Below are 23,344 nucleotides of genomic sequence, written 5' to 3'. Positions count from 1 at the left end.
AATACCCGTAGTTTAATGGATGCGGATGACCCGCGTATGGCATCTCACAGTAACTTCATAGTGCATTCTGTAAATGTTTCCTATGAATGCCCTTGTTTTTCTTCGGGACGCTCTCTATAATGCTGGTCTTCGGGCGGTTAGTTCAGCTGGTTAGAATACTTGGTCGACATCCAAGGGGTCGCAGATTCGAATTCTGCACCGCCCACCAGATTACGCAGCACAGTAGTAAAAAGCAGTAAAATTAGCAGTAATGAGTAGTACCCCCGGGCGGTTAGTTCAGCTGGTTAGAATACTTGGTCGACATCCAAGGGGTCGCAGATTCGAATTCTGCACCGCCCACCAGAACATGTAAGAGCGAGAAAGGCAATCCGGTTATGACACCGCGAACTACTACCAAGCTTTGGGAGTGACGCTAGTCGATCGGGATTCTTTTTGCTCAAAAAAAGAGAAAACGCGGCTAGCCCGCGTTTTTTTTCGTCCGCGTTTTTTATTGTTTGTTCTACACCTGGCCTGAGTGCCGAAATGGAGATCGTTATGCTTTCAGTTCGCCTTCCTGATGGTTCTGCCCGTGAATTCGACGGCCCAGTCACCGTTGCTCAAGTGGCGTCCAGCATCGCCACCAGCCTGGGCAAGGCTGCCCTGGCCGGCAAGGTCGACGGCAAAGTGGTGGATACCTCTTTCCTGATCGAGAAAGATTCCGATCTGGCCATCATCACCGACAAGGATCCCGAAGGCCTGGATGTGATCCGTCATTCGACCGCCCACTTGCTGGCCTACGCCGTCAAGGAGCTGTTCCCCGACGCGCAGGTGACCATCGGTCCGGTCATCGAAAACGGCTTCTACTACGACTTCTCATACAAGCGTCCATTCACGCCCGACGACCTGGTCGCCATCGAAAAGAAAATGACCGAGCTGGCCAAGAAGGATGAGCCGGTCACCCGCAAGGTGCTGCCGCGCGACGAGGCCGTGGCCTACTTCAAGTCCATCGGCGAAGCCTACAAGGCCGAGATCATCTCGTCGATTCCCGCCGACCAGGACGTCTCGCTGTACACCGAAGGCAGCTTCACCGACCTGTGCCGTGGCCCGCACGTGCCGTCGACCGGCAAGCTGAAAGTATTCAAGCTGATGAAGCTGGCCGGCGCCTACTGGCGCGGCGACAGCAAGAACGAGATGCTGCAGCGCGTCTACGGCACCGCCTGGACCAAGAAAGAAGACCAGGAACAGTACCTGTTCCAGCTGGAAGAGGCGGAAAAACGCGACCACCGCAAGCTGGGCAAGCAGCTGGACTTCTTCCACTTCCAGGACGAGGCGCCGGGCCTGGTGTTCTGGCATCCGAAGGGCTGGACCATCTGGCAGCAGGTTGAGCAGTACATGCGCAACAAGTACCAGGTCAACGGCTACCAGGAAGTCAAGGCGCCGCAGATCCTGGACTCCAGCCTGTGGGGCAAGACCGGCCACTGGGACAACTACCGCGAAAACATGTTCGTGACGGAATCGGAAAACCGTTCCTACGCGCTGAAGCCGATGAACTGCCCGGGCCACGTGCAGATCTTCAACAGCAATATGCGCAGCTACCGCGACCTGCCGCTGCGCTACGGCGAGTTCGGCCAGTGCCACCGCAACGAGCCTTCGGGCGCGCTGCACGGCATCATGCGCGTGCGCGGCTTCACCCAGGACGACGGCCACATCTTCTGCACCGAAGAGCAGATCGAGCCGGAAGTCGTGTCGTTCCACACGCAGGCGATGGAAGTCTACAAGGACTTCGACTTCACCAACATCGAAGTCAAGCTGGCGCTGCGTCCGGACAACCGCATCGGCACCGACGAAGTCTGGGACGAGGCCGAGGACGCGCTGCGTTCGGGCCTGCGTGCCTGCGGCGTGAGCTGGACCGAATTGCCGGGCGAGGGCGCGTTCTACGGTCCGAAGATCGAGTACCACCTGAAGGATTCGCTGGGCCGCCCATGGCAGGTCGGCACCATGCAGGTCGACTTCTTCATGCCGGAGCGCCTGGGCGCCGAATACGTGGCGGCCGACAACAGCCGCCAGGTGCCGGTCATGCTGCACCGCGCGATCGTCGGTTCGATGGAGCGCTTCATCGGCATCCTGATCGAGAACTACGCGGGCGCGCTGCCGATGTGGCTGGCGCCGGTGCAGGTGTCGGTGCTGAACATCTCCGATGCGCAGGCCGAATATGTGGCGCAAGTGGCTGAAAAGCTGCGCCGCAGCGGGTTCCGTGTACAGACCGATTTGCGCAACGAGAAAATAACCTATAAAATACGCGAACATTCCGTCCAAAAACTGCCCTACATCCTTGTAGTCGGCGATAAAGAGCGGGATGCCAACACCGTGGCCGTGCGGGCGCGGGGCAATGTCGATCTGGGCGTCATGTCCGTCGATGCCCTGATCGAGCGACTCCAGCAAGACGTCGCCAACAAAGCCTGATCGCACTGGCCTTTCATTAGATTTTAAAAGGAATCACCATAGCTACTGACAAGTCGCATCGCATCAATGGCGAAATCACTGCCCCTGAAATGCGTTTAAGTGGGGTCGATAACGAGCCTCTCGGTATCGTGAGTTTGGCCGAAGCCTTCCGCCTGGCGGAAGAAGCAAACGTCGACCTGGTTGAGATCGCGCCTACCGCGGTTCCGCCGGTCTGCCGTTTGATGGACTACGGCAAATTCAAGTATTCGGAGCAGAAGAAGGCTCACGAAGCGAAATTGAAGCAGAAAATCATCGCCGTGAAGGAAGTCAAATTCCGCCCGGGCACCGATGACGGCGACTACAATATCAAGCTGCGCAACCTCATCAAGTTCCTCGATGAGGGTGACAAAACCAAGATCACGCTGCGTTTCCGCGGCCGTGAAATGGCGCACCAGGATATTGGCTTCCGTATGCTGGAACGCCTGAAGGCCGATCTGGAGCCGTACGGCCAGGTCGAGCAGTTCCCGAAGATGGAAGGCCGCCAGATGATCATGGTCCTTTCGCCTAAGAAAAAGAAGTAATCTTGCCGTAAATGCAAGCATAAGGGGCGCCGAGGCGCCCCTTATAATTTGTGGTGCAGAATTGCAGCAACTGGTCTATAATTGCCGGCTGTTGTAAATGTAGTGGACTCGCATCTGCTGCAAAAACAAGTGAAAGCAGGCATCTAAGCGCAGCGTAGTGTTGCCACCTGCAATCCTGTTTGATATGGAGCTACCCAAGAGGGTAGATTGCTATGCCAAAAATGAAAACCAAAAGCTCCGCGAAAAAACGTTTTCGCGTGCGTCCAGGTGGTACTGTTAAGTCGGGTATGGCGTTCAAGCGCCACATTCTGACCAAGAAAACCACCAAAAACAAACGTCAGCTGCGCGGCACCCGTAACATCAACGCATCGGATGTCACGTCCGTCATGCGCATGATGCCAACCGCTTAATCTCACACTTTTAAGGAGTTACTATGCCTAGAGTAAAACGTGGGGTTACAGCTCGTGCCCGTCATAAAAAAGTATTAAACCTGGCCAAGGGTTACCGCGGTCGTCGCAGCAAGGTTTACCGTGTTGCCAAGCAAGCAGTCATGCGCGCTGGCCAATACGCCTACCGCGACCGTCGTAACAAGAAGCGCGTCTTCCGCCGTCTGTGGATCGCTCGTATCAACGCCGCTTCCCGTGAGCATGGCGTTACCTACAGCGTCTTCATGAATGGTCTGAAGAAAGCTTCGATCGAACTGGACCGTAAAGTCCTGGCCGATATGGCAGTGATGGACAAGCCGGCCTTCGCCGCGATTGTCAACGCTGTGAAAGCAAAAATCGCTGCTTAATACGCATTGATTTGGGATCGCAATCCCTGCGGGGGTTGCGCAGAGAACGGGGCAAAGGTATATACCTGTGCCCCGTTTTTGATTGAGGATAAGAAAAACGCATGGACTCCCTGGAACAACTCGTCGCCTCAGCAGTGCAGGATTTCGACGCGGTCAAAGATGACGCCGCCGCACTGGAAAATGCCAAAGCCAAATATCTGGGCAAGACCGGCCAGATCACCGAATTGATGAAGGGGTTGGGCAAGCTCGACCCCGAAGCACGCAAGGCGCAGGGCGCCCTGATCAATGCTGCCAAAGGGCGGATTGAAGCGGCGCTGACGGCCCGGCGCGACGCGCTGGCCGACGCCCAGATGCAAACCCGTTTGAACGCCGAGGCCATCGATGTCTCGCTGCCTGGCCGCGGCCGCGCCGGCGGCGGCATCCACCCGGTGATGCGCACCTGGGAGCGGGTCGAGGAGATCTTCCGCTCCATCGGTTTCGACGTGGCCGACGGCCCCGAGATCGAAAACGACTGGACCAATTTCACCGCGCTCAACAGCCCGGAAAACCATCCGGCCCGCTCGATGCAGGACACCTTCTACATCGAAGGCAACGACAGCGAAGGCAAGCCGCTGCTGCTGCGCACGCACACCAGCCCGATGCAGGTGCGCTACGCCCGCAGCCACACGCCGCCGATCAAGGTCATCGCGCCGGGCCGCACCTATCGCGTCGACAGCGACGCCACCCACTCGCCGATGTTCCACCAGGTCGAGGGCCTGTGGATCGCCGAGAACATCAGCTTTGCCGACCTGAAGGGCGTGTACCTGAACTTCGTCAAGGCCTTCTTCGAGACCGACGACCTGCAGGTGCGTTTCCGTCCGTCGTATTTCCCGTTTACCGAGCCGTCGGCGGAGATCGACATCGCCTTCGGTTCCGGTCCGCTGAAGGGCCGCTGGCTGGAGATTTCCGGCTCGGGCCAGGTACACCCGTCGGTGGTGCGCAACTTCGGCCTGGATCCGGAAAAGTACATCGGCTTCGCGTTCGGCTCCGGCCTGGAGCGCCTGACGATGCTGCGCTACGGGGTCGGCGACCTGCGCCTGTTCTACGAGGGCGACCTGCGCTTCCTGAAGCAGTTCAATTAAATACGGATGACGTCATTCCCGCGCGGGCGGGAATCCATGGAACGCCGGCCAAGCCGCTTCAGCATGGATCCCCGCTTTCACGGGGACGACGCGATAACTGACTAGAAAGTTTGATTATGCAATTCTCCGAAAACTGGCTCCGTACCATGGTCGATCCGAAGATGACTTCGGATGAGCTGGCCCATCTGTTGACGATGTCAGGCCTGGAAGTGGAAGAAGTCGAAGCCGTGGCGCCGCCGTTCTCCAACGTGGTGGTCGGCCTCGTGCGCGAAATGGCCAAGCACCCGAACGCGGACCGCCTGAACGTGTGCCAGGTCGATGTCGGCACCGGCACCTTGCTCAACATCGTCTGCGGCGCGCCCAACGTGCGCCCGGGCCTGAAAGTCGTCTGCGCGATGGCCGGCGCCATGCTGCCGCCCGGCGCCGACGGCAGGCCGTTTGAAATCAAGGTTGGCCAGCTGCGCGGCGTCGAGTCGCAGGGCATGCTGTGCTCGGCCAAGGAACTGAAATTGTCGGAAGAGGGCAGCGGCCTGCTGGAGCTGCCGGACGACGCCCCGGTCGGCCAGAACTTCCGCGACTACTACGCGCTCAACGACCTCAAGTTCACCATCAAGCTGACCCCGAACAAGGCGGACTGCCTGTCGGTGCTGGGCGTGGCGCGCGAAGTGTCGGCGCTGACCGGCGTGCCGCTGCATGCGCCGTCGTACCGCACCGCGGCCGTCAACAGCGCCGAAGTGTTGCCGGTGAAGATCTCGGCGCCGGACCTGTGCGGCCGCTTCTCCGGCCGCGTGATCCGCAACCTGAACGCCAAGGCCGCCACGCCGGACTGGATGAAGCAGCGCCTCGAGCGCAGCGGCCAGCGCTCGGTGTCGGCGCTGGTGGACATCTCCAACTACGTGATGCTGGAGCTGGGCCGTCCTAGCCACGTGTTCGACCTGGCCAAGATCCACGGCGGCCTGAACGTGCGCTGGGGCAAGGCCGGTGAAACGCTCAAGCTGTTGAACGGCAACACCGTCACCGTCGACGAATGGGTGGGCGTGATTTCGGACGACAAGGAAATCGAATCGCTGGCCGGCATCATGGGCGGCGACGCCACCGCCGTCTCGCTGGACACCGAGTCGATCTACCTGGAAGCGGCGTTCTGGTGGCCGAACGCCATCCAGGGCCGCGCCCGCAAGTACAACTTCTCGACCGACGCGGCGCACCGCTTCGAGCGCGGCGTCGACTATGCGACCACGGTCGAGCACCTCGAGCGCATCACCTCGCTGCTGCTGGAGATCTGCGGCACGCCGACCACCCAGGTGGGCCCGGTCGACGACCAGATCGTCAATCTGCCGAAGCGCGAGCCGGTCAAGCTGCGCACCGCCCGCGCGCAAAAAGTGATCGGCGTGGCGCTGGACGACCAGACCATCGCCGACATCTTCACCCGCCTGGCGCTGCCGTTCACGCTGGCGGACGGTGTGTTCTCGGTGACCGCGCCGTCGTACCGCTTCGACATCGAGATCGAGGAAGACCTGATCGAGGAAGTGGCCCGCGTCTACGGTTTCGAGAACATCCCGACCGTGGCGCCGGTGGCCGCCAACACCATGATCATCGCGCCGGAAAACACCCGCTCGCTGTTCGCCGTGCGCCACCAGCTGGCCGACCTGGGCTTCCAGGAAGTGGTCAACATGAGCTTTGTGGACGCGGCCTGGGAGCAGGATTTCGGCGGCAACGCCAACCCGATCAGGCTGCAGAACCCGATCGCCAGCCAGATGAGCGTGATGCGCTCGACCCTGGTCGGCAGCCTGGTGGCCAACGTGCGCTACAACCTGAACCGCAAGACCAGCCGCGTGCGCCTGTTCGAGATCGGCGCCATCTACCTGCGCGACGACAGCGTGGCCGACGGCGCGCTGACGGTGGCCGGCTATCACCAGCCGAAACGCGTCGCGGCCATGGCCTACGGCGGCGTGGCGGACGAGCAGTGGGGCCAGGACAGCCGCGCGGTCGACTTCTTCGACCTGAAGGCGGACCTGGAGCACCTGTTCGCGCCGCTGTCGCTGCGCTTCGTCAAGGCGGAGCATCCGGCGCTGCACCCGGGCCGCTCGGCCCACGTGCTGCTGGACGGCAAGGTCATCGGCTTCATCGGCGAGCTGCATCCGCGCTGGCTGCAGAAATACGAGTTGCCGCATGCGCCGGTGGTGTTCGAGGTGGATGTGGTTGCTTTACAGCAACGATCCGTGCCAGAATACGTGGAAATCTCCAAGTTCCCCGGCGCCACCCGCGATCTGGCGGTGGTCGTCAAGCAAGACGTTCCGGCACAGGATTTGCTGGACGCATTTAATGCAGTTGTGCAAACAAATCCACAAGGCAAGATCGTGCAAGCCATTGTTTTGTTTGATGAATATCGTGGTAAAGGACTGGAGTCGGACGAAAAATCGCTTGCTTTCCGCTTTAGCTTGCAAGATACTCAAAACACGCTGCAAGACGATGTGGTGGAAGCCGTGATGACCGCCGTTGGCGATGCGGCCAAGCAAAAACACGGTGCCCGTCTGCGCGCTTAAACCTCGATTTTTTGACCAATGGGAGTCCGGCCTACGCCGGACTCATTCGTTCCTAGATAAGGCAGGGCAGGAAAATTAATAATAACGACGTTGATTCCGCCGTACTCCAATCCGCATTGGCTGCCGATCTGCATCGGGCCATGCAGGTGGCCAAGGTACGCCAGGATGCGGAAAAAGATTTGCCTACGCTGACCAAGGCGGAGCTGGCCGAGCTGTTGTTCGAGCAGGTCGGCCTGAACAAGCGCGAGGCCAAGGACATGGTGGAGACTTTCTTTGACGAGATCCGCAATGCGCTCGAGCGCGGCGAGGCCGTCAAGTTGTCTGGTTTCGGCAACTTCCAGCTGCGCGACAAACCGCAGCGGCCGGGCCGCAACCCGAAGACCGGCGAAGAAATCCCGATCACGGCGCGCCGCGTGGTGACTTTCCATGCCAGCCAAAAACTCAAGGGCATGGTCGAAGAGAGCAATCCGATGGCGCGCGCCGCCTGAGTGAGAAATGAGCCGTGATGAACGATCGCCTCGCCAAGTCTGAACTGGTTGTGCTGCCGCCTATCCCGGCCAAGCGCTATTTCACGATCGGTGAAGTGAGCGAGCTGTGCGGCGTGAAGCCGCACGTGCTGCGCTACTGGGAGCAGGAGTTCACGCAGCTCAAGCCGGTCAAGCGGCGCGGCAACCGGCGCTACTACCAGCACCATGAAGTGCTGCTGATACGGCGCATCCGCGAATTACTATATGAACAGGGCTTCACCATCAGCGGCGCCCGCAATAAGCTGGACAGCCGTGCCTACGATGGCGCCGCGGCGGAGTATGATGGCGCTTCAGCTGTCAACGGTTCGGTGCCGGCAGCCGTTCCTGCTCCGTTGGACCGTGAAATGATACGCAGCGAACTGCTGTCGATACTGCGCCTGCTCAAGCCCGAGTAGCGCGCACCGCTGCCGCGGGCTGCGGACGGCGGAACGATTGCTGCTATACTTTCAATATTATTCATTTATCAGCGACGCTGATACTCGGTGGCGTGAAGTCCGGCGGGGCCCAAGGCACGACAGCCGGACATGACGAGGGGAAACAATGATACGCGTTGCCATTTGTGACGACCATCAGATAGTAAGAGCAGGATTCAAACAGATTTTTTCCGCGTCGGACGACTTCGACGTGGTGGCGGAGGCCGGTACCGGCCGCGAAGCGCTGGATATCGCCCGCCGCGAGATTTGCGACGTGCTGCTGCTCGATATCGCCATGCCCGACCAGAGCGGCATCGATACCTTGCGCACCATCCGCCAGGGCCAGCCGGATTTGCCGGTGCTGATCCTGTCCGGCTATCCGGCGCAGCAATACGCGCTGAACCTGTTCAAGATGGGGGCCAACGGCTACCTGAACAAGGAATGCGAGGCCGACGAGCTGATCACCGCCGTGCGCACCGTCTACCAGGGGCGCCGCTACGTCAGCTCGACCGTCGGCGAGCTGCTGGCGCAGAGCTTCGACCGCGATCCGAACACGGCGCTGCACACCGAGCTGTCGGACCGCGAGTTCCAGGTGTTCCTGCGGCTGGCGCGCGGCGCCACCGTGTCGGACATCGGCGTGGCGCTGTCGCTGAGCATCAAGACCGTCAGCACCTACCGCACCCGCATCATGGAAAAAATGGGCATGCAGTCGAATTCCGACCTCACGTATTACGCCATGAAGAACAATCTTCTGGATTGATATCCCTAGGGGTGCGCACTATTGAGGTGCGCCCCTGGCGCAGCTATTTCCTCAGCGGTCTATAATTCGGTAACGTGGCGCATCCCCGCCCCGGATTAACCAGTGAAGGAAACTCGTCAGGATGTATTTCACCGTCGAAACAGCGCCGCATCATCGCCTGCCGCTGTACAAGACCGTCTTGTGCGTGACCTGTGCGTTGCTGCTGATCGTCAACGGATTCAGCCTGTTCCACAACTTGCAAGCACTGCGCGGCGCGCAGGTACTGCTCGGACAAAGCGCGCGGGTGGCCGATCGCCTGCAATATCTGAACGTGCTGGTGCTCGATGCCGAGAGCAGCATGCGCGGCTATTTCCTGTCCGGCCGCGACGCCTACCTCGGGCCGACCAAGACCGCGCTGGCGGAAACCGAAATCGAGTTCAAGGAGCTGGAAAAGCTGCTGGCCGATAATCCTTCGCAACTGCGCAACCTGACGCAGCTGCACACGCTGGTGCGCCGCCGGCTGACCATCATGAGCCAGGCCATCGATGTCTACCGCGAGGGCGGGCTGGATGAAATCGTCAAGATCGCCAAGCTCAGCGACGGCCGCGCCAGCATGGACGAGATCCGCCTGCAGGTCGTCATCATGGAGCAGGAGCAGAACGAGACGATGGCCGCGCGCAGCGCCATGTTTTACCAGGAATACCAGAAGGCGGTGTTGCTGGGCATGGGCATCAACGCCGTCGCCATCGTCGTGCTGGTCATGTTCTACCAGCTGGTGCGGCGCAGTTTCGCCAACCGCGCGCAGGTCGAGCATGCGTTGCAGAGCGCCAATGAAAACCTCGAATCGCAGGTCCAACAGCGTACCGAGCAGTTGTCGGTGCTGTCGCGCCACCTGATCAGCATCAGCGAGGAAGAGAAGGTGCGGCTGTCGCGCGAACTGCACGATGAAATGGGCGCCAACCTGACCTCGATCAGCATGGACATCGCCGCCGTCACCCAGCAGCTGCACAAGACCGATCCCGAGCTGGCGGCGCAACTCAAGCGCGCCCGCGCCACGCTGGTGGAGACAGTCGAGATGAAGCGCCGCATCGTGGAAAATCTGCGGCCTAGCCTGCTCGACAACCTCGGCCTGTGCGCCGCGATCGAGAGCTATTGCAACGAGTTCAGCCGCCTGGCGCAGGTGCGCTGCGACTGCGACGTCGGCGAGGATATCGAAAGCGAGGCACGCCATTCCGGCGACCTGTCGATCGCGCTGTTCCGCATCGTCCAGGAATCGCTGACCAATATCCGCAAGTACGCCAAGGCCAGCCGCGTGTCGGTGACCCTGAACCGCAGCCAGGATGGCCTGATGCTGCGCATTATCGACGACGGTATCGGCATCGCCTCCAACACCATCGTCAAGCCCATGTCGCACGGACTGCTGGGCATGCGCGAACGGGCCTTGCTGCTTGGCGGCACGCTGAACATCCGCCGCGGCCGCAACGACGCCGGCACCTGCATCGAAGTGGCCATCCCCTTGCGAGCGCGGGAAGCGCCCGGCGAGGAACGCCGCGCCACGGCCGACGGCGAACCGGCCGCGCCCATCCCGGCGCTGCCGCCCGCCCTCAGCGCCGTGCTTAGCAGCGTGCTACATCCACCAGCAGACGGTCATACTCCGTCTTCGCCACCTTATAGCACTCACCCGCATACGCCTCCAAGCCTGACCGATCAAGCACAGTGATGTTGCCGCGGCGGTAGGTGATCAAGCCTTCGTCCTGCAGCTTGCCGGCGGCGGCGGTGATGCTTTCGCGGCGCACGCCGAGCATGATGGAAATCATTTCCTGGGTGACCTTCAACTCGTTCGATGGCGAACGGTCCAGGCGGTCCAGCAGCCAGCGGCACAGCTTTTGTTCGATCGAGCTGTGGCGGCCGCCGACGGCGTTCTGCGCCATCTGCGCGAACAGCGCGGTGTTGTAGCGCATCAGCAGCGCGGGCAGGGCGCCGCCCTGGTTGAAGGCGGCGCGCAGGTGCTGGGCCTTCATGCGGTAGCCGTAGCCGGCGGCCTGGACCACGGCGCTGCACATCGCGCGTTCGCCTTCGAACAGCGACACGCCGACCACGCCCTCATGGCCGACCACGGCGATCTCGGTGGTGGCGCCGTCCTCCATCACATACAGCAGGGACACGATGGCGGTGGTGGGGAAATGCACGTATTCCATGGCGCCGCCGAATTCGAACAGTTCCTTGCCGAAAGGAAGCGTCACCAGCTCCAGATGTTCAAACAGCGATTCGAGCACCTCGCGCGGCAGTGCGGCCAGCAATTCGTTCTGCTGGGCGCCGCTGACGCTGACAACAGGCCGTGACGCCACCTTGAATGCTTTCGAGCCCACGCGCGGGGCGCGCGGTGCTGCGTTTTTTTCGGTTGCGTTGACTTGGGTGTTGTTCATTTTGATCCTCACAATCTGCTATACAACGTGCTATACAAAGTCACCAAGTGCGTTCATTGGTGTTGGTGTAACTTTAGGGACTTTGTTAGATTGCGAACATAAGAGGAGCAGACGCACAAATGTAGGCTTGCAACATGGCGCTTTGTAGTCCTGGTCCTACACGGCCTCTGTTTTTCTCGTGGGGGCGCGTGCATAATGCACAAATTCATTCCGACTGGCGCACAGAACATGCACGTACTTGTAGTGGAAGACGACGCCGTCCTGGCCGATGGTTTGAGCCGGGTCTTGAGCGGGCACGGCATGGCGGTGGAGGTGGTCGGCAACGGCAGCCAGGCCGACGCCATGCTGCAGCGCGCCGAGCAGACCGAGGTGGTGGTGCTCGACATCGGCCTGCCCGGCATCGACGGCTTCGAGGTGGTGCGGCGGCTGCGCGCGCGCGGCAGCCAGGTGCCGGTGCTGCTGCTGACGGCGCGCGATGCGGTCGAGGACCGCGTGCGCGGGCTGGAGCTGGGCGCCGACGACTACCTGGTCAAGCCCTTCGCCACCGCCGAGCTGGTGGCGCGGCTGCGCGCGCTGGTGCGGCGCAACGCGCCCAAGCCGGCGGTGCTGGCGCTGGGCGACCTGGCGCTGGACCTGTCGGCCAAGCGCGCGCGCGTGCGCGACAAGACCATCGAGCTGTCGGTGCGCGAGTGGGCGGTGCTGGAGTACCTGTTGCAGCACGGTTCGCGCGTGGTGTCCAAGCAGCAGATCATCGACGCCATCCTGCCCTGGGGCGACGACCTGACCCTGAACGCGGTGGAAGTCTACATCTCGCGCCTGCGGCTGAAGATCGCCGACGCCGGCGTGTCGATCCGCACCATCCGCGGCTTCGGCTACATGCTGGAACTGGCGCCGGCGAGCGCGGGAACATGAACAGCATCCGCCTGCGGCTGCTGAAGTGGCTGATCGGCCCCATCCTGCTGATCAACCTGGCCGGCGGCGCGCTGGCCTACGTGCTGGCCTGGGCGCCGGCCGACGCGGTCAACGCCGGCGGCCAGCAGCGGCCGCCGATGCAGCGCGACCAGATACGGCAAGCCACGCTGCGCGCGCTGGTGCTGCTGGAAGTGGTGCTGACGGCGGCCTCGGTGGGGCTGGTGTGGTTTTCCGTCAGCAGCGCGCTGCGGCCGCTGAACCGGCTGCGCTCCGGCCTCAACGCGCGCGACGGCGACGACCTGGCGCCGATCGCCGCCGTCGACATTCCCTACGAGCTGGAGCCGGTGGTATCGGCCTTCAACGGCCTGCTGGACAAGGTGGGCGAGGGCGCGCGGGCGCGCCAGGAATTCCTGGCCGACGTCGCGCACCAGCTGCGCACGCCGCTGGCCGGCCTGAAGACCCAGCTCGAATGGCTGGGCGCGCGCCATGCCGAGCCGGACACGGCGCACTCGGTCAAGCTGATGCTGTCGGCCACCGAGCGCATGGCGCGCAAGGTCAACCAGCTGCTGGCCCTGGCGCGCGCCGAGCCCTCGCATTTTGAAAAGACCCGCCTCGAGCCGCTGGGGCTGGACGGGCTGGTCGAGGCGGCGATCCAGTCCTTTGTCGACCAGGCCTCGCTGAAGGCGATCGACATCGGCTTCGACCTGCAGCCCACGCCCATCACCGGCGACCGCTTCCTGCTGCGCGACCTGATCGACAACCTGATCGACAACGCCATCCGCTACACGCCGGCGCATGGCGCGGTGACCGTCAGCTGCCGGCCGGCCGGCAAGGAGGGCGAGGGCGGCCTGCTGGCGATCGAGGACAACGGCCCCGGCATCCCGCCGGCCAGGCGCGAGCAGGTGTTCAGCCGCTACGTGCGGCTGGACGACAAGACCCAGGGCAGCGGCCTGGGCCTGGCCATCGTGCGCGACATCGCCGCCGTCCACGGCGCCCGGCTGGTCATCGGCGACGCGGCCGGCGGCCGGGGCGCGCTGTTTTCCGTGCATTTCCCATAAATTTCGCGCTTGTCAGGAATTTGTCAGCATTTCCTCAGGGAAATGCAAGCTTGCTGGTCTAAACTTGCTCTCAAGGAAATTTAACCGGGAGAGCGACGATGAAACGTGTGGGCACTGGCGATACCAAGGGCTTTACGCTGATCGAAGTGATGATCACCATCGCCATCGTCGGTATCCTGACGGCGGTGGCCCTGCCGCTGTACAGCGACTATGTGATACGCGGCCGCCTGACCGAGGCGTTTACCGCGCTGGGCGGCGCGCAGCCGGCCGCCGAGCAGTTCTGGGCCAACGGCCGCACGTATGTCGGCTTCGACAGCGCGCTCAGCTTCCCGCCCGCCAGCGCCAACTTCACCTACACGCTGAGCAACGCCAGCGCCTCGGCCTACACGGTGACCGCCACCGGCCAGGCCAAGATGGCCGGCTTCAGCTACACCATCGACCAGAACGGCACGCGCGCGACCACCGCCACGCCAACCGGCTGGGGCACCAGCACCAGCTGCTGGGTCGATCACAAGGGCGGCTCATGCTCCACCAACTAACACTGACGCGGCGGGAGCGCGGCTTCACGCTGATCGAACTGATGATCGGCTTGACCATCCTGGGCATCATGCTGGCGCTCGCCATCCCCAGCATGGGCGGCTGGCTGGTGGCCAGCAAGGGCCGCGCCGCCAGCGAGTTCTACCTGGACGGCTTCGCGCTGGCGCGCCGCCAGGCGGTGTCGCACAACGCCGCCAGCCGCATCCAGCTGACCGTCAATCCGGACAACGGCCAGCTCGACTGGCAGGTGGACATCTGCTTCCCGGTGCCGGGCACGCCGTGCAACACCACCAGCGGCACCTGGTCCACCGTCGACGCTCCGGCCCCCGGCGATCCCCAGGGCGCCGCCGGCTTCAAATCGGTGTTCCGTCCCGCCACCGCCTTGCCGCCGTCCGAGGTGCTGCTGCCGAGCACGCTGCCGGACGGCGCCACCTCGGTCTACTACACCGCGCTGGGCTGGGTCGACACCGCCGTCGGCAACCGCCTGACGCAGCTGCGGCTCGACCCCGCCGCCAGCTATGCGCACGACATTCCCGTCGCGGCGCTGGCCATCTCGCTGGCCGGCATGCCGTCCAAATGCGATCCGACGCTGAGCGCCGGCGATTCGCGCGCGTGTCCGCCATGATGCCGCGTCCGACTCCCCGCCGCCGGCCGGCCGCCGGCCGGTTGCAACGCGGCATCGCCCTGCTGGAGGCGATGATCGCCATCGTCATCCTCGGCATCGGCCTGCTCGGCACCATCGGCCTGCAGGCGCGCGCCTACTCGGCGCTGTCGGACGCCGGCCTGCGCGCCGAAGCCACCTTGGCGGCGGACAAGCTGCTGGGCACCATCTCCGCCGATTCCGGCAACGTGGCCAGCTATGCGCTGGCCGCCGGCGGCACGCCCAGCACCGCCATGCAGCCGTGGGTGACGGAAACCAAGGCCGCGATCCCCGGCGCCATCATCACCGTCGTCGTCACGCCGGCGGTGCGCAGCAACCAGGTCGACATCACGATACGCTGGACCCGCAAGGCGGGCACGGCGGAAAACCGCCATCTGGTCACCGCCTATTTCGGATCCTGACATGCCTACCATTCTCCTCCGCCGCGCCGCCGGCTTCTCGCTGGTCGAACTGATGGTCAGCGTGGTCATCGGCCTGCTGGCCCTGCTGTTTGCCACCAAGCTGGTGGTCAGCGGCGAAACCAACCGCGACGCCGCGCTGGGCGGCTCCGACTCCATGCAGAACGGCATGCTGGCGCTGTACTCGCTGAGCAACGACGCCGCCCAGGCCGGCTGGGGCCTGAACGACACGCTGGTCGCCGGCTGCAACACCAGCTTCACCGACGCCAACGGCTATGCGCTCGATACGCTGACCGTGGGCGGCGTGGCCAGCACGCCGCTGGCGGCCGTGCTGATCCAGTCCAACGGCGCCAACCCGGACCGCATCTCGCTGTACACCGGCACTTCCGAGGCGGCGGTCGGCTCGGTGAAAACCGCCGGCAAGATTACCGCCGGCGACGTGGTGATCCCGACCTCGACCGCGTCGCCGTACGGCTTTGCCGTCGGCGACGTGCTGCTGGTCGCGCCGGAACCGGCCACGGCGGCCAATTCGCGCTGCTCGGTGGTGCAAATGAGCGGTACGCTGCCGGTGCCGAAGAATGACTGGCTGACCATCGCCGCCGGCGCCACCATGCGCTTCAACCCGGCCGGCGGCATGCCCAACGCCTACGCCCTCGGCGGCGGGCGGGTGTTCAACCTGGGCCGGCCGGAACGGCTGTCGTTCCACACCTGGTCGCTGGCCGGCGGCGTGCTGCTGCTGCGCGCCACCGACCTGGCCGGCGCCGAGACGGCGCCGGTGTCGGTGATCGACAACATCGTTTCCATCAAGGCCCAATACGGCTTCGACGCCCGTGTGCTGCCCAACTACAACCCGGCCTTGCCGCCGACCGGCAACGGCATGCAGGTGACCCAGTGGAGCAGCACCATGATCGACGCCGACAGCGACGGCACGGTGGGCGATCCGGGCGACTTCCAGCGCGTGGCGGCGGTGCGGCTGGCGGTGGTGGCGCGCGCCAAAAGCGTCGAGAAACCGGGTCCGGGCGGCTGCACGTCGACCGCCACGCTGCCGACCGTGTTCGGCACGGCCGCGCCGGCCGCCGTGGCGGCGGTGCCGGTGCAGGTCAACGTCGCCGTCACCGGCGACACCATTGACTGGAAGTGCTATCGCTATCGCGTGTTTGAAACCATCGTCCCTATCCGCAACGCGCAATGGAGACCGTCATGATCCGTTCCCGTCTGCGCCAGGCCGGCATCGCCTTGCCGGTGATGCTGATCATGCTGACCGTCATGCTGATCGGCAGCATCTACCTGCTGCGCTCGAGCACCTCGACCACGCTGACGGTGGCCAATCTGGCCTACGATTCCGCGCTCAGCAAGGAAGCCGACCTGGGCGTGCACCGCGCGTTCCAGTGGCTCAGCACCTTGCCGAGCAGGTCGGTGTTGAACGCCAACAGCCCCGGCGACGGCTATGTGGCCACGCTCGATCCGACCTGGACGGTCAGCAGCCCAGGCTTCTGGACCGGCTCGAAAAAACTGCCGGCCGACAACTCGGGCAACGTGGTCGAGTATGTGATCCACCGCATGTGTAATTTCGCCGGTCCCTACAACTCCACCACGCCGCAAAACACCTGCATGCTGACCGCGGCCAAGCAGGGCGTGGCCGCGCCGGTCGCGCTCGGCACCACGCTGGCGCAGGACGCTCCCGTCTACCAGGGGCAGCCCGAGCTGCACTATGTCGTGACGGCCCGTATCTTCGGGCCGCGCGGCGGCAACGTCATGACGCAGGCGGTGGTCATGATGGGGCCATTTTAAGCATAGGAACGATCATGAAACTGACACTGTCCGCGCTGCTGCGCGCCGTCCTCGGCCTGTCGCTGCTGGCGTCCGCCGCCGCGTTTTCCGCCCAGACCCAGATCGCCCAGGTGCCGCTGCTGAACATCACCGGTACCGGCACCGTCAAGCCCAACCTGATGCTGTTGTTCGACAACTCGGGCTCGATGGACCAGACCTACACGCCGGACTACGTCAACGACACGATCTGCCGCGGCGCCGCCACCTTTGCCGCCAGCCAGATCCCGTGCGACGTCGGCCATCCGCCGTTCATGAGCCCCGACTTTAACAAGCAATACTACAACCCGGCGATCCACTACGCGGTGCCGATCAAGTCCGACGGCAGCTATTACGCCGAGCAGACCAGCGCCAACACCAGCACCTGGACCGTGGTCTCGGGCGACGGCTTCGGCGCCCACAAGGCCGACATGTTCAACAGCAGCTCCACCTCCATCAGCCTGGTGACCGGCTTCCCCGACACCAAGTGGTGCGACCCGAGCAACACCTCGGACTGCAACGTCAACAGCACCAGCTATAACTACCCGGACAACCTCTACACCAAGCCGACCACCATCTACGGCGGCCCTTACTACTACACCATCGGCGTGGCCGAGTACTGCACCGACGCCACCATGACCAACTGCAAGGCGACGTCGGTGGGCGCGCCGGCGCCGTCCGGCTATCCGGTGCCGGTCAAGGTGCGCTGGTGCAGCGACGTCAACCTGACCACCTGCCAGGCCAAGCAGGTCGCCCCGTTCAAGTACCCGCGCTATTCGACGTCGGTGGCGTCGATCGCATCCTACGGCACCATCGCCATCGGTGCATCGAGCGGCGCCACGTCGATGACCGTCAACAGCGCGTCCATCACCGAAAGCGGCAGCACCGTGGTCACCCTGACCAACGGCGTGGTCACGGCCAGCACCGGCACCAATACCGCACTCAAGCGCCAGAGCGTGGCCAGCCTGCTCGCCTCCAGCATCAACAACAACGTCAGCACCGCCGCCAAGCGCTACCTGGCCTGCGTGCGCTCGCCGACCGGCGTGGCCAACGTGCCGGCCTGCAGCACGCTGGGCATCTCGCTGATCGCCGACAACATCGTCGCCGTGCTGGCGGTCAATTGCAGCGGCGCCACCAAGAACATCGCCAATTGCCCCGTGGTGGCCGACAGCTCGCGCGCCGGATGGCCCCTGGCCGTGTCGGTCACGACGCCGGTGCCGTCGACCGCGCTGATCAAGCTGGCCGGCACCACCACCAACACCAACGGCCTGAAGACCACGGTGTCCCTGGCCGGCACGGCGGTCGCGTCGAATATCTCCATCACCAAGAGCAAGGCGGCCAGCTTCACGGCCGGCGAAATCGTGGCCGCCATCGGCGTCGCCGGCAATGTGCGCGCGTACATGGGCGGCAACGCGGCCACCAGCGTATGCCAGGGCGCCAGTTCGCCCACCACGACCGTGTGCCTGGTGAACATCGCCGCCACCGGTAACGGCGAAGCGCCGGCGGCCACCGCCATTTCCGGCATCACCTTTACCAATACCAACAGCAGCGGCTGGGTCGACGGCATCCCGGTGGTGACGTCGGCCATGTCGTCGGGCACCAGCCCGAGCACCTTTGTGCGGGTCAACATCGTCTCCGGCCAGACCTATCCGAAGGGCGTCGACCGCAGCGACTGCGTGACCCAGGCGGGAGTCTGCACCTATAGCGAGGAAATGACCAACTTCGCCAACTGGTATGTCTATTACAAAAGCCGCCTGCAAATGATGAAGACTTCGGTCGGCATCGCCTTCTCGGCCATCACCGCCAACTACAAGGTCGGCTACGTCAAGCTGTCCAACGCCGGCGCCGGCAGCGCGATCGACCTCAAACCGGCCGACTTCACCGGCACCGCGCGCTCCAGCTGGTACACCGCGCTGTACAACACCACCACCTCGGGCTCGACGCCGATCCGCTCCGCGATGGACAACGTCGGCCGCATGTTCGCCAACCTGACGCCGTACAACTACGCGGCCGGCAGCGAAGTAGTGCAGTACCCGTGCCAGCAGAACTTCATGATACTGACCACCGACGGCTACTGGAACGGCTCGTCGACCGCGAATGTGGTCAACAACGACAACGTCGAGGACCCTTCGCGCTTCTGCACGGCCGCGCGCGGCTGCGTGGACAAGCGGGCGCAGACCCAGCCCTCGATCGCCGACGTGGCGCTGCACTGGTACAACGGCGGCTCCAGCACCGACACGGTATCGCTGCGGCCGACGCTGGAGCCGGACATGACCTCGCCCGGCTCGGTGCCGGCCGGCGCCGGCGAGAACACGCATTTGCACATGAACACCTACACGCTGGGCCTGGGCGTGGACGGCGTGATGAGCTACGAGCCTAACTACGACACCGCGCCCAAGCCGGGCGGCGACTTCTACAACCTGATCACCCAGGCCGCCAGCGGCTGCCCGTGGAACAGCAACCAGGCCTATGTCTGGCCGGATCCGGACGTCACCAACGGCGCCAGCACCGTGCAGGAACGGGTGGACGACCTGTGGCACGCGGCCATCAACGGCCACGGCAAGTATTTCAGTGCGTCGCAGCCGAAGGAGGTGGTCGACGGCCTGAGCGAGGCGCTGGCCAATATGCAGATCCGCATCGGCGCGGCGGCCGCGGCGGCGACCTCGACGCCGAATATCTCGCAGCAAGACAACGATATCTTCTCCGACACCTTTACCACCGTGAAGTGGTACGGCGAGCTGTCGGACAAGAAGATTGACCCGTCGACCGGCATCGTCGGCAATACGCCGACCTGGACCAGTTCGGACACGGTGGGCAAGAAGACCACGCCGGGCAGTCGCACGGTGTTGATGCTCAATACCGCCAACGCCAGCGCGCTGCGGCAGGTCGACTACGCCACCATGTCGGCGCTGGAGCAGGGCTGGTTCAGCAACAAGTGCACGTCGCTGTCACAGTGCACCTTGCTGTCGACGGCCGACAAGGCCATCGTCAACAACGGCGCCAACCTGGTCAACTACCTGCTGGGCTCCCAGCAGTATGCCGACGACAACCTGTTCCGCGCCTACACGCTGACCGACCATACGCCGGCGGGCGCCGCCGGCCCCATCCCCATCCTGCTGGGCGACATCGCCTCGTCCAAGCCGGCCTATCTGCGCGATTCGCGCAAGAACTACACCACCACCGGCTACAGCGACTTCAAGGACGAGTCGAAGAAGCGTGTACCGGCCGCAACCGTGTTCACCGCCGCCAACGACGGCATGCTGCACGCGTTCAACGCCGCCACCGGTGACGAGATGTGGGCCTACATGCCGCGCATCACGATGAAGAAGCTGTACGCGCTGGCCAGCACAACCTACGGCACCAACCACCAGTTCACCACCGACGGCTCGCCCGAGCTGGCCGACGTGCAGATCGGCGGCTCATGGGCCACCGTGCTGGTGGCCGGCCTGAACGGCGGCGGCCGCGGCTACTATGCGCTCGACGTCACCGACCCCTCCAATCCGAAGCCGCTGTGGGAGCTGTGCGCCGACCCGGTCGTTTGCAGCACCAACGATCCGGACCTCGGCCTGACCTTCGGCAACCCGCAGTTCGGCATGTGGAAGGGAAAATGGGTGGTGTTCCTCACCTCCGGCTACAACAATGTGCCCGGCGTGGACGGCGTCAACTCCGGCAGCGGCCAGGGCATCCTGTACATCGTCGACGTCGGCACCGGCGCCGTGCTGAAAAAGATTTCAACCCTGGCCGGCGACACCACCACGCCGTCGGGCCTGGCCAAGATCACCTCGATCAGCACCGACCCCAACATCGATCCGGTCACCACCTACATCTACGGCGGCGACAACCAGGGCCATATGTACCGCTTCGACCTGACCGACGCCAGCGGCGCCACCGTGCCGGTGGTCAAGATGGGCGATTCCGGCCCGCTGCAGCCCATCACCACCCGTCCCGACGTGACCTTGTGCGGCGTGACCACCACGGTCACGGTCGGCGGCGTCAGCACGCCGAGCACGACCGCGCAGCGCGTGGTGTTGTTCGGCAGCGGCCGCCTGCTGGACCTGCCGGACACGGCCAACACCGACACCCAGAGCCTGTACCTGCTGAAGGACAACGGCCTGCCGCTGACGATACGCGGCAGCGGCATGGTCAAGCAGACGCTGAGCCAGGTCGGCAGCGGCAGCAACATCACCTATGCGATCACCAGCAACGCGGTCGACCTGAGCACCAAGGACGGCTGGTACTTCGACTGGTCGCTGCATCCGGGCGAACGGATGAACCTCGATCCTCAGATCGTCAGCGGCGTGGCCAACGTGGTGACCAACCTGCCGACGTCCTCGTCGTCTTGCAACGTCGGCGGCTCGTCCAACGCCTACCAAGTCGACATCTGCACCGGCAACGCCTTGCCGGGCGTGCCGGCCGGCAGCATCCTGTCGAACACCTCGGCGGCGGTCGGCTTCATCATCATCCGGCTGCCGAACGGGCAGCTGAAGATGATCAGCACCCTGGCCACCGGCGAAACCAAGACCACCTCGCTGCAAGAGGGCAAGTCGGCCGAGGCGCACCGGGTGGGCTGGCGCCGGGTCAAGGGGGAGTAAAGAGTTCACACGGGGCGGCCAAGTATCGGTAAAATCGAGGGTTTTGCAAAACCGCCTCAGATCGCGAACAAATGGTCAACGATATCGAAAACGCAATACCCGAAAATAACGACGACGCGAACACCGCGGTCAGCGCCAAGACACCGGCGCTGATCGCGCGCGAAGTACAGCGCCGCCGCACCTTCGGCATCATTTCCCACCCGGATGCGGGCAAGACCACGCTGACGGAAAAGCTGCTGCTGTTCTCGGGCGCGATCCAGATGGCCGGCACGGTCAAGGCGCGCAAGAGCGGCCGCCACGCCACCTCCGACTGGATGGAGATCGAGAAGCAGCGCGGCATTTCCGTGGCTTCGTCGGTGATGCAGTTCGAATTCCGCGACCACGTGGTCAACCTGCTCGACACCCCGGGCCACCAGGACTTTTCGGAAGACACCTACCGCGTGCTGACGGCGGTCGACTCGGCGCTGATGGTGATCGACGCCGCCAAGGGCGTCGAGGCGCAGACCATCAAGCTGCTCGACGTTTGCCGCATGCGCAATACGCCGATCGTCACCTTCATGAACAAGATGGACCGCGAGACGCGCGATCCGCTGGAGCTGCTCGACGAGCTTGAATCGGTGCTGAAGATCCAGTGCGCGCCGGTGACCTGGCCTATCGGCATGGGCAAGAACTTCCGCGGCGTGTACCACCTGCTGAACGACGAGATCATGCTGTTCAAGGCCGGTGAGGAAAAGGCCGACGGCGCCTTCGAGATCATCAAGGGCATCGACAATCCGCGCCTGCAGGAGATGTTCCCGCTGGAGATGGATCAGCTGAAGATGGAAGTGGAGCTGGTGCACGGTGCCTCGCATCCGTTCGACCTGGAGCAGTTCCTGTCCGGCGTGCAGACGCCGGTGTTCTTCGGTTCGGCGATCAACAACTTCGGCGTGCGCGAGATCCTGTCGGCGCTGGTCGACTGGGCCCCGGCGCCGCGCGAGCGCGACGCCACGGTGCGCGCGGTCGATCCGAAGGAACAACCGTTCACCGGCTTCGTGTTCAAGATCCAGGCCAATATGGACCCGGCGCACCGCGACCGCATCGCCTTCCTGCGCGTGTGCTCGGGGCGTTTCGAGCGCGGCATGAAGGTCAAGCACCTGCGCCTGGGGCGCGAGATCAAGGTGTCGTCGGTGGTGACGTTCATGGCGTCGTCGCGCGAGCAGGTGGAAGAGGCGTACGCCGGCGACATCATCGGCCTGCCCAACCACGGCAACATGCAGATCGGCGACTCGTTCTCCGAAGGCGAGCTGCTGACCTTCACCGGCATTCCGTACTTCGCGCCGGACTTCTTCCGCTCGGTGCGCATCCGCAACCCGCTGAAGATCAAGCAGCTGCACAAGGGCTTGCAGCAGCTGGGCGAGGAGGGCGCGGTGCAGGTGTTCAAGCCGGTGCAGGGCGGCGAGCTGGTGCTGGGCGCGGTCGGCGTGCTGCAGTTCGAGGTGGTCGCCAGCCGGCTGATGAACGAATACGGTGTCGACGCGGTGTTCGAAGGCACCAGCATCAGCAGCGCGCGCTGGGTGTCCAGCGACGACAAGAAGGCGCTGTCGGACTTCGAGGACGCGCTGGGCCACAACGTCGCCTACGACGCGGCCGGCAACCTGGCCTACCTGGCCACGTCCAGCGTCAACCTGCGCCTGACGCAGGAACGCTGGCCGAAGCTGCAGTTCCACGCCACCCGCGAGCACTCGGCCAAGCTGGTCTAAACAAACCCGGGGTCAGATCTGACATTCGGACACGAACTCTACCGTAGCGGCTGTTACGGTAGAGTTCGTGTCCGAAT

20 protein-coding genes and 2 tRNA genes are annotated in these 23,344 nt (G+C 63.8%); 21 read left to right on the top strand and 1 reads right to left on the bottom strand.

From position 1 onward, the window contains the following. Positions 1-131 precede the first annotated feature (131 nt). The 12 genes from ACSQ3S_RS19995 to ACSQ3S_RS19940 all read left to right on the top strand — a co-directional run bounded on the left by ACSQ3S_RS19995 (position 132) and on the right by ACSQ3S_RS19940 (position 10,858). Positions 132-208, top strand: a tRNA-Val gene (locus ACSQ3S_RS19995). Positions 209-265: 57 nt separating this feature from the next. Beyond that, positions 266-342, top strand: a tRNA-Val gene (locus ACSQ3S_RS19990). A 192-nt stretch (positions 343-534) separates the two neighbouring features. Next, entirely contained in the window at positions 535-2,442 is a 1,908-nt protein-coding gene (thrS, locus tag ACSQ3S_RS19985; RefSeq protein ID WP_413449259.1) for a threonine--tRNA ligase, read from the top strand. A gap of 20 nt (positions 2,443-2,462) precedes the next feature. After that, complete coding sequence (gene infC, locus ACSQ3S_RS19980) at positions 2,463-3,002, top strand: translation initiation factor IF-3 (protein WP_071658961.1); 540 nt, start codon at positions 2,463-2,465, stop codon at positions 3,000-3,002. A 212-nt stretch (positions 3,003-3,214) separates the two neighbouring features. Then, positions 3,215-3,412 (top strand): 50S ribosomal protein L35, encoded by a 198-nt coding sequence (gene rpmI, locus ACSQ3S_RS19975; RefSeq protein WP_008449407.1) that lies wholly within the window; start codon positions 3,215-3,217, stop codon positions 3,410-3,412. A 23-nt stretch (positions 3,413-3,435) separates the two neighbouring features. Then, positions 3,436-3,795 (top strand): 50S ribosomal protein L20, encoded by a 360-nt coding sequence (gene rplT, locus ACSQ3S_RS19970; RefSeq protein ID WP_090313948.1) that lies wholly within the window; start codon positions 3,436-3,438, stop codon positions 3,793-3,795. A gap of 101 nt (positions 3,796-3,896) precedes the next feature. Beyond that, complete coding sequence (gene pheS, locus ACSQ3S_RS19965) at positions 3,897-4,916, top strand: phenylalanine--tRNA ligase subunit alpha (protein ID WP_436143534.1); 1,020 nt, start codon at positions 3,897-3,899, stop codon at positions 4,914-4,916. 116 nt (positions 4,917-5,032) lie between these two features. After that, positions 5,033-7,459, top strand: a complete 2,427-nt coding sequence (pheT, locus tag ACSQ3S_RS19960; protein WP_436143533.1) for a phenylalanine--tRNA ligase subunit beta — start codon at positions 5,033-5,035, stop codon at positions 7,457-7,459. A 140-nt stretch (positions 7,460-7,599) separates the two neighbouring features. Next, positions 7,600-7,947: an integration host factor subunit alpha gene (locus ACSQ3S_RS19955; protein WP_019919772.1), complete on the top strand. Its 348-nt coding sequence runs from the start codon at positions 7,600-7,602 to the stop codon at positions 7,945-7,947. Positions 7,948-7,964: 17 nt separating this feature from the next. Then, positions 7,965-8,381, top strand: coding sequence for a MerR family transcriptional regulator (locus tag ACSQ3S_RS19950; protein ID WP_176651161.1), 417 nt, complete (start codon positions 7,965-7,967; stop codon positions 8,379-8,381). Positions 8,382-8,526: 145 nt separating this feature from the next. After that, complete coding sequence (locus tag ACSQ3S_RS19945) at positions 8,527-9,159, top strand: response regulator (protein WP_090313944.1); 633 nt, start codon at positions 8,527-8,529, stop codon at positions 9,157-9,159. Between the two features lie 121 nt (positions 9,160-9,280). Then, complete coding sequence (locus tag ACSQ3S_RS19940; RefSeq protein ID WP_436143532.1) at positions 9,281-10,858, top strand: CHASE3 domain-containing protein; 1,578 nt, start codon at positions 9,281-9,283, stop codon at positions 10,856-10,858. On the opposite strand, the gene ACSQ3S_RS19935 is transcribed toward ACSQ3S_RS19940, so the two are convergent. Continuing rightward, positions 10,755-11,564, bottom strand: a complete 810-nt coding sequence (locus tag ACSQ3S_RS19935; protein ID WP_176651159.1) for a Crp/Fnr family transcriptional regulator — start codon at positions 11,562-11,564, stop codon at positions 10,755-10,757. The two genes, ACSQ3S_RS19940 and ACSQ3S_RS19935, sit on opposite strands and share 104 nt — an antisense overlap. A 228-nt stretch (positions 11,565-11,792) precedes the next feature. Here ACSQ3S_RS19935 and ACSQ3S_RS19930 point away from each other — a divergent pair, with 228 nt between their 5' ends. The 9 genes from ACSQ3S_RS19930 to ACSQ3S_RS19890 all read left to right on the top strand — a co-directional run bounded on the left by ACSQ3S_RS19930 (position 11,793) and on the right by ACSQ3S_RS19890 (position 23,267). Further along, complete coding sequence (locus ACSQ3S_RS19930) at positions 11,793-12,476, top strand: response regulator transcription factor (protein WP_176651158.1); 684 nt, start codon at positions 11,793-11,795, stop codon at positions 12,474-12,476. After that, a complete protein-coding gene (locus ACSQ3S_RS19925) occupies positions 12,473-13,534 on the top strand; it encodes a sensor histidine kinase (protein WP_176651157.1) in 1,062 nt (353 codons plus the stop codon). The genes ACSQ3S_RS19930 and ACSQ3S_RS19925 overlap by 4 nt, the downstream gene beginning before the upstream one ends. A gap of 98 nt (positions 13,535-13,632) precedes the next feature. After that, a complete protein-coding gene (locus ACSQ3S_RS19920) occupies positions 13,633-14,073 on the top strand; it encodes a type IV pilin protein (RefSeq protein WP_176651156.1) in 441 nt (146 codons plus the stop codon). Further along, a complete protein-coding gene (locus tag ACSQ3S_RS19915; RefSeq protein ID WP_436143531.1) occupies positions 14,058-14,696 on the top strand; it encodes a pilus assembly FimT family protein in 639 nt (212 codons plus the stop codon). Before ACSQ3S_RS19920 ends, ACSQ3S_RS19915 begins: the two co-directional genes overlap by 16 nt. Continuing rightward, the gene (locus ACSQ3S_RS19910; protein WP_353404466.1) at positions 14,693-15,133 is read left to right on the top strand and encodes a type IV pilus modification PilV family protein; all 441 of its coding nucleotides are present in this window, start codon (positions 14,693-14,695) and stop codon (positions 15,131-15,133) included. Before ACSQ3S_RS19915 ends, ACSQ3S_RS19910 begins: the two co-directional genes overlap by 4 nt. A gap of 1 nt (position 15,134) precedes the next feature. Continuing rightward, positions 15,135-16,334 (top strand): PilW family protein, encoded by a 1,200-nt coding sequence (locus ACSQ3S_RS19905; RefSeq protein WP_436143530.1) that lies wholly within the window; start codon positions 15,135-15,137, stop codon positions 16,332-16,334. Beyond that, positions 16,331-16,921 (top strand): pilus assembly PilX family protein, encoded by a 591-nt coding sequence (locus ACSQ3S_RS19900; protein WP_436143529.1) that lies wholly within the window; start codon positions 16,331-16,333, stop codon positions 16,919-16,921. The genes ACSQ3S_RS19905 and ACSQ3S_RS19900 overlap by 4 nt, the downstream gene beginning before the upstream one ends. A 14-nt stretch (positions 16,922-16,935) precedes the next feature. Further along, positions 16,936-21,528, top strand: a complete 4,593-nt coding sequence (locus ACSQ3S_RS19895) for a PilC/PilY family type IV pilus protein (RefSeq protein ID WP_436143528.1) — start codon at positions 16,936-16,938, stop codon at positions 21,526-21,528. Positions 21,529-21,599: 71 nt separating this feature from the next. Then, positions 21,600-23,267, top strand: coding sequence for a peptide chain release factor 3 (locus ACSQ3S_RS19890; protein ID WP_436143527.1), 1,668 nt, complete (start codon positions 21,600-21,602; stop codon positions 23,265-23,267). The last annotated feature ends 77 nt before the right edge of the window (positions 23,268-23,344 follow it).

Origin of the sequence: Duganella sp. LjRoot269 (assembly GCF_964254095.1) — a bacterium.
Classification (GTDB): domain Bacteria; phylum Pseudomonadota; class Gammaproteobacteria; order Burkholderiales; family Burkholderiaceae_D; genus Rugamonas; species Rugamonas hordei.
Note: the sequence above shows the minus strand (reverse complement) of the source record. Positions and strands in the feature narration are given on the sequence as shown.

What these genes read in the sequence shown, in the direction of transcription:
- ACSQ3S_RS19955 (WP_019919772.1), top strand. Translation starts at nt 7,600, where the DNA reads ATGCAGGTGGCCAAGGTACGCCAGGATGCGGAAAAAGATTTGCCTACG.
- ACSQ3S_RS19900 (WP_436143529.1), top strand. Translation starts at nt 16,331, where the DNA reads ATGATCCGTTCCCGTCTGCGCCAGGCCGGCATCGCCTTGCCGGTGATG.
- rplT (WP_090313948.1), top strand. Translation starts at nt 3,436, where the DNA reads ATGCCTAGAGTAAAACGTGGGGTTACAGCTCGTGCCCGTCATAAAAAA.
- pheS (WP_436143534.1), top strand. Translation starts at nt 3,897, where the DNA reads ATGGACTCCCTGGAACAACTCGTCGCCTCAGCAGTGCAGGATTTCGAC.
- ACSQ3S_RS19935 (WP_176651159.1), bottom strand. Translation starts at nt 11,564, where the DNA reads ATGAACAACACCCAAGTCAACGCAACCGAAAAAAACGCAGCACCGCGC.
- ACSQ3S_RS19920 (WP_176651156.1), top strand. Translation starts at nt 13,633, where the DNA reads ATGAAACGTGTGGGCACTGGCGATACCAAGGGCTTTACGCTGATCGAA.
- rpmI (WP_008449407.1), top strand. Translation starts at nt 3,215, where the DNA reads ATGCCAAAAATGAAAACCAAAAGCTCCGCGAAAAAACGTTTTCGCGTG.
- ACSQ3S_RS19905 (WP_436143530.1), top strand. Translation starts at nt 15,135, where the DNA reads ATGCCTACCATTCTCCTCCGCCGCGCCGCCGGCTTCTCGCTGGTCGAA.
- ACSQ3S_RS19940 (WP_436143532.1), top strand. Translation starts at nt 9,281, where the DNA reads ATGTATTTCACCGTCGAAACAGCGCCGCATCATCGCCTGCCGCTGTAC.
- ACSQ3S_RS19910 (WP_353404466.1), top strand. Translation starts at nt 14,693, where the DNA reads ATGATGCCGCGTCCGACTCCCCGCCGCCGGCCGGCCGCCGGCCGGTTG.
- ACSQ3S_RS19915 (WP_436143531.1), top strand. Translation starts at nt 14,058, where the DNA reads ATGCTCCACCAACTAACACTGACGCGGCGGGAGCGCGGCTTCACGCTG.
- ACSQ3S_RS19895 (WP_436143528.1), top strand. Translation starts at nt 16,936, where the DNA reads ATGAAACTGACACTGTCCGCGCTGCTGCGCGCCGTCCTCGGCCTGTCG.
- ACSQ3S_RS19890 (WP_436143527.1), top strand. Translation starts at nt 21,600, where the DNA reads ATGGTCAACGATATCGAAAACGCAATACCCGAAAATAACGACGACGCG.
- ACSQ3S_RS19930 (WP_176651158.1), top strand. Translation starts at nt 11,793, where the DNA reads ATGCACGTACTTGTAGTGGAAGACGACGCCGTCCTGGCCGATGGTTTG.
- ACSQ3S_RS19950 (WP_176651161.1), top strand. Translation starts at nt 7,965, where the DNA reads ATGAACGATCGCCTCGCCAAGTCTGAACTGGTTGTGCTGCCGCCTATC.
- pheT (WP_436143533.1), top strand. Translation starts at nt 5,033, where the DNA reads ATGCAATTCTCCGAAAACTGGCTCCGTACCATGGTCGATCCGAAGATG.
- thrS (WP_413449259.1), top strand. Translation starts at nt 535, where the DNA reads ATGCTTTCAGTTCGCCTTCCTGATGGTTCTGCCCGTGAATTCGACGGC.
- ACSQ3S_RS19945 (WP_090313944.1), top strand. Translation starts at nt 8,527, where the DNA reads ATGATACGCGTTGCCATTTGTGACGACCATCAGATAGTAAGAGCAGGA.
- ACSQ3S_RS19925 (WP_176651157.1), top strand. Translation starts at nt 12,473, where the DNA reads ATGAACAGCATCCGCCTGCGGCTGCTGAAGTGGCTGATCGGCCCCATC.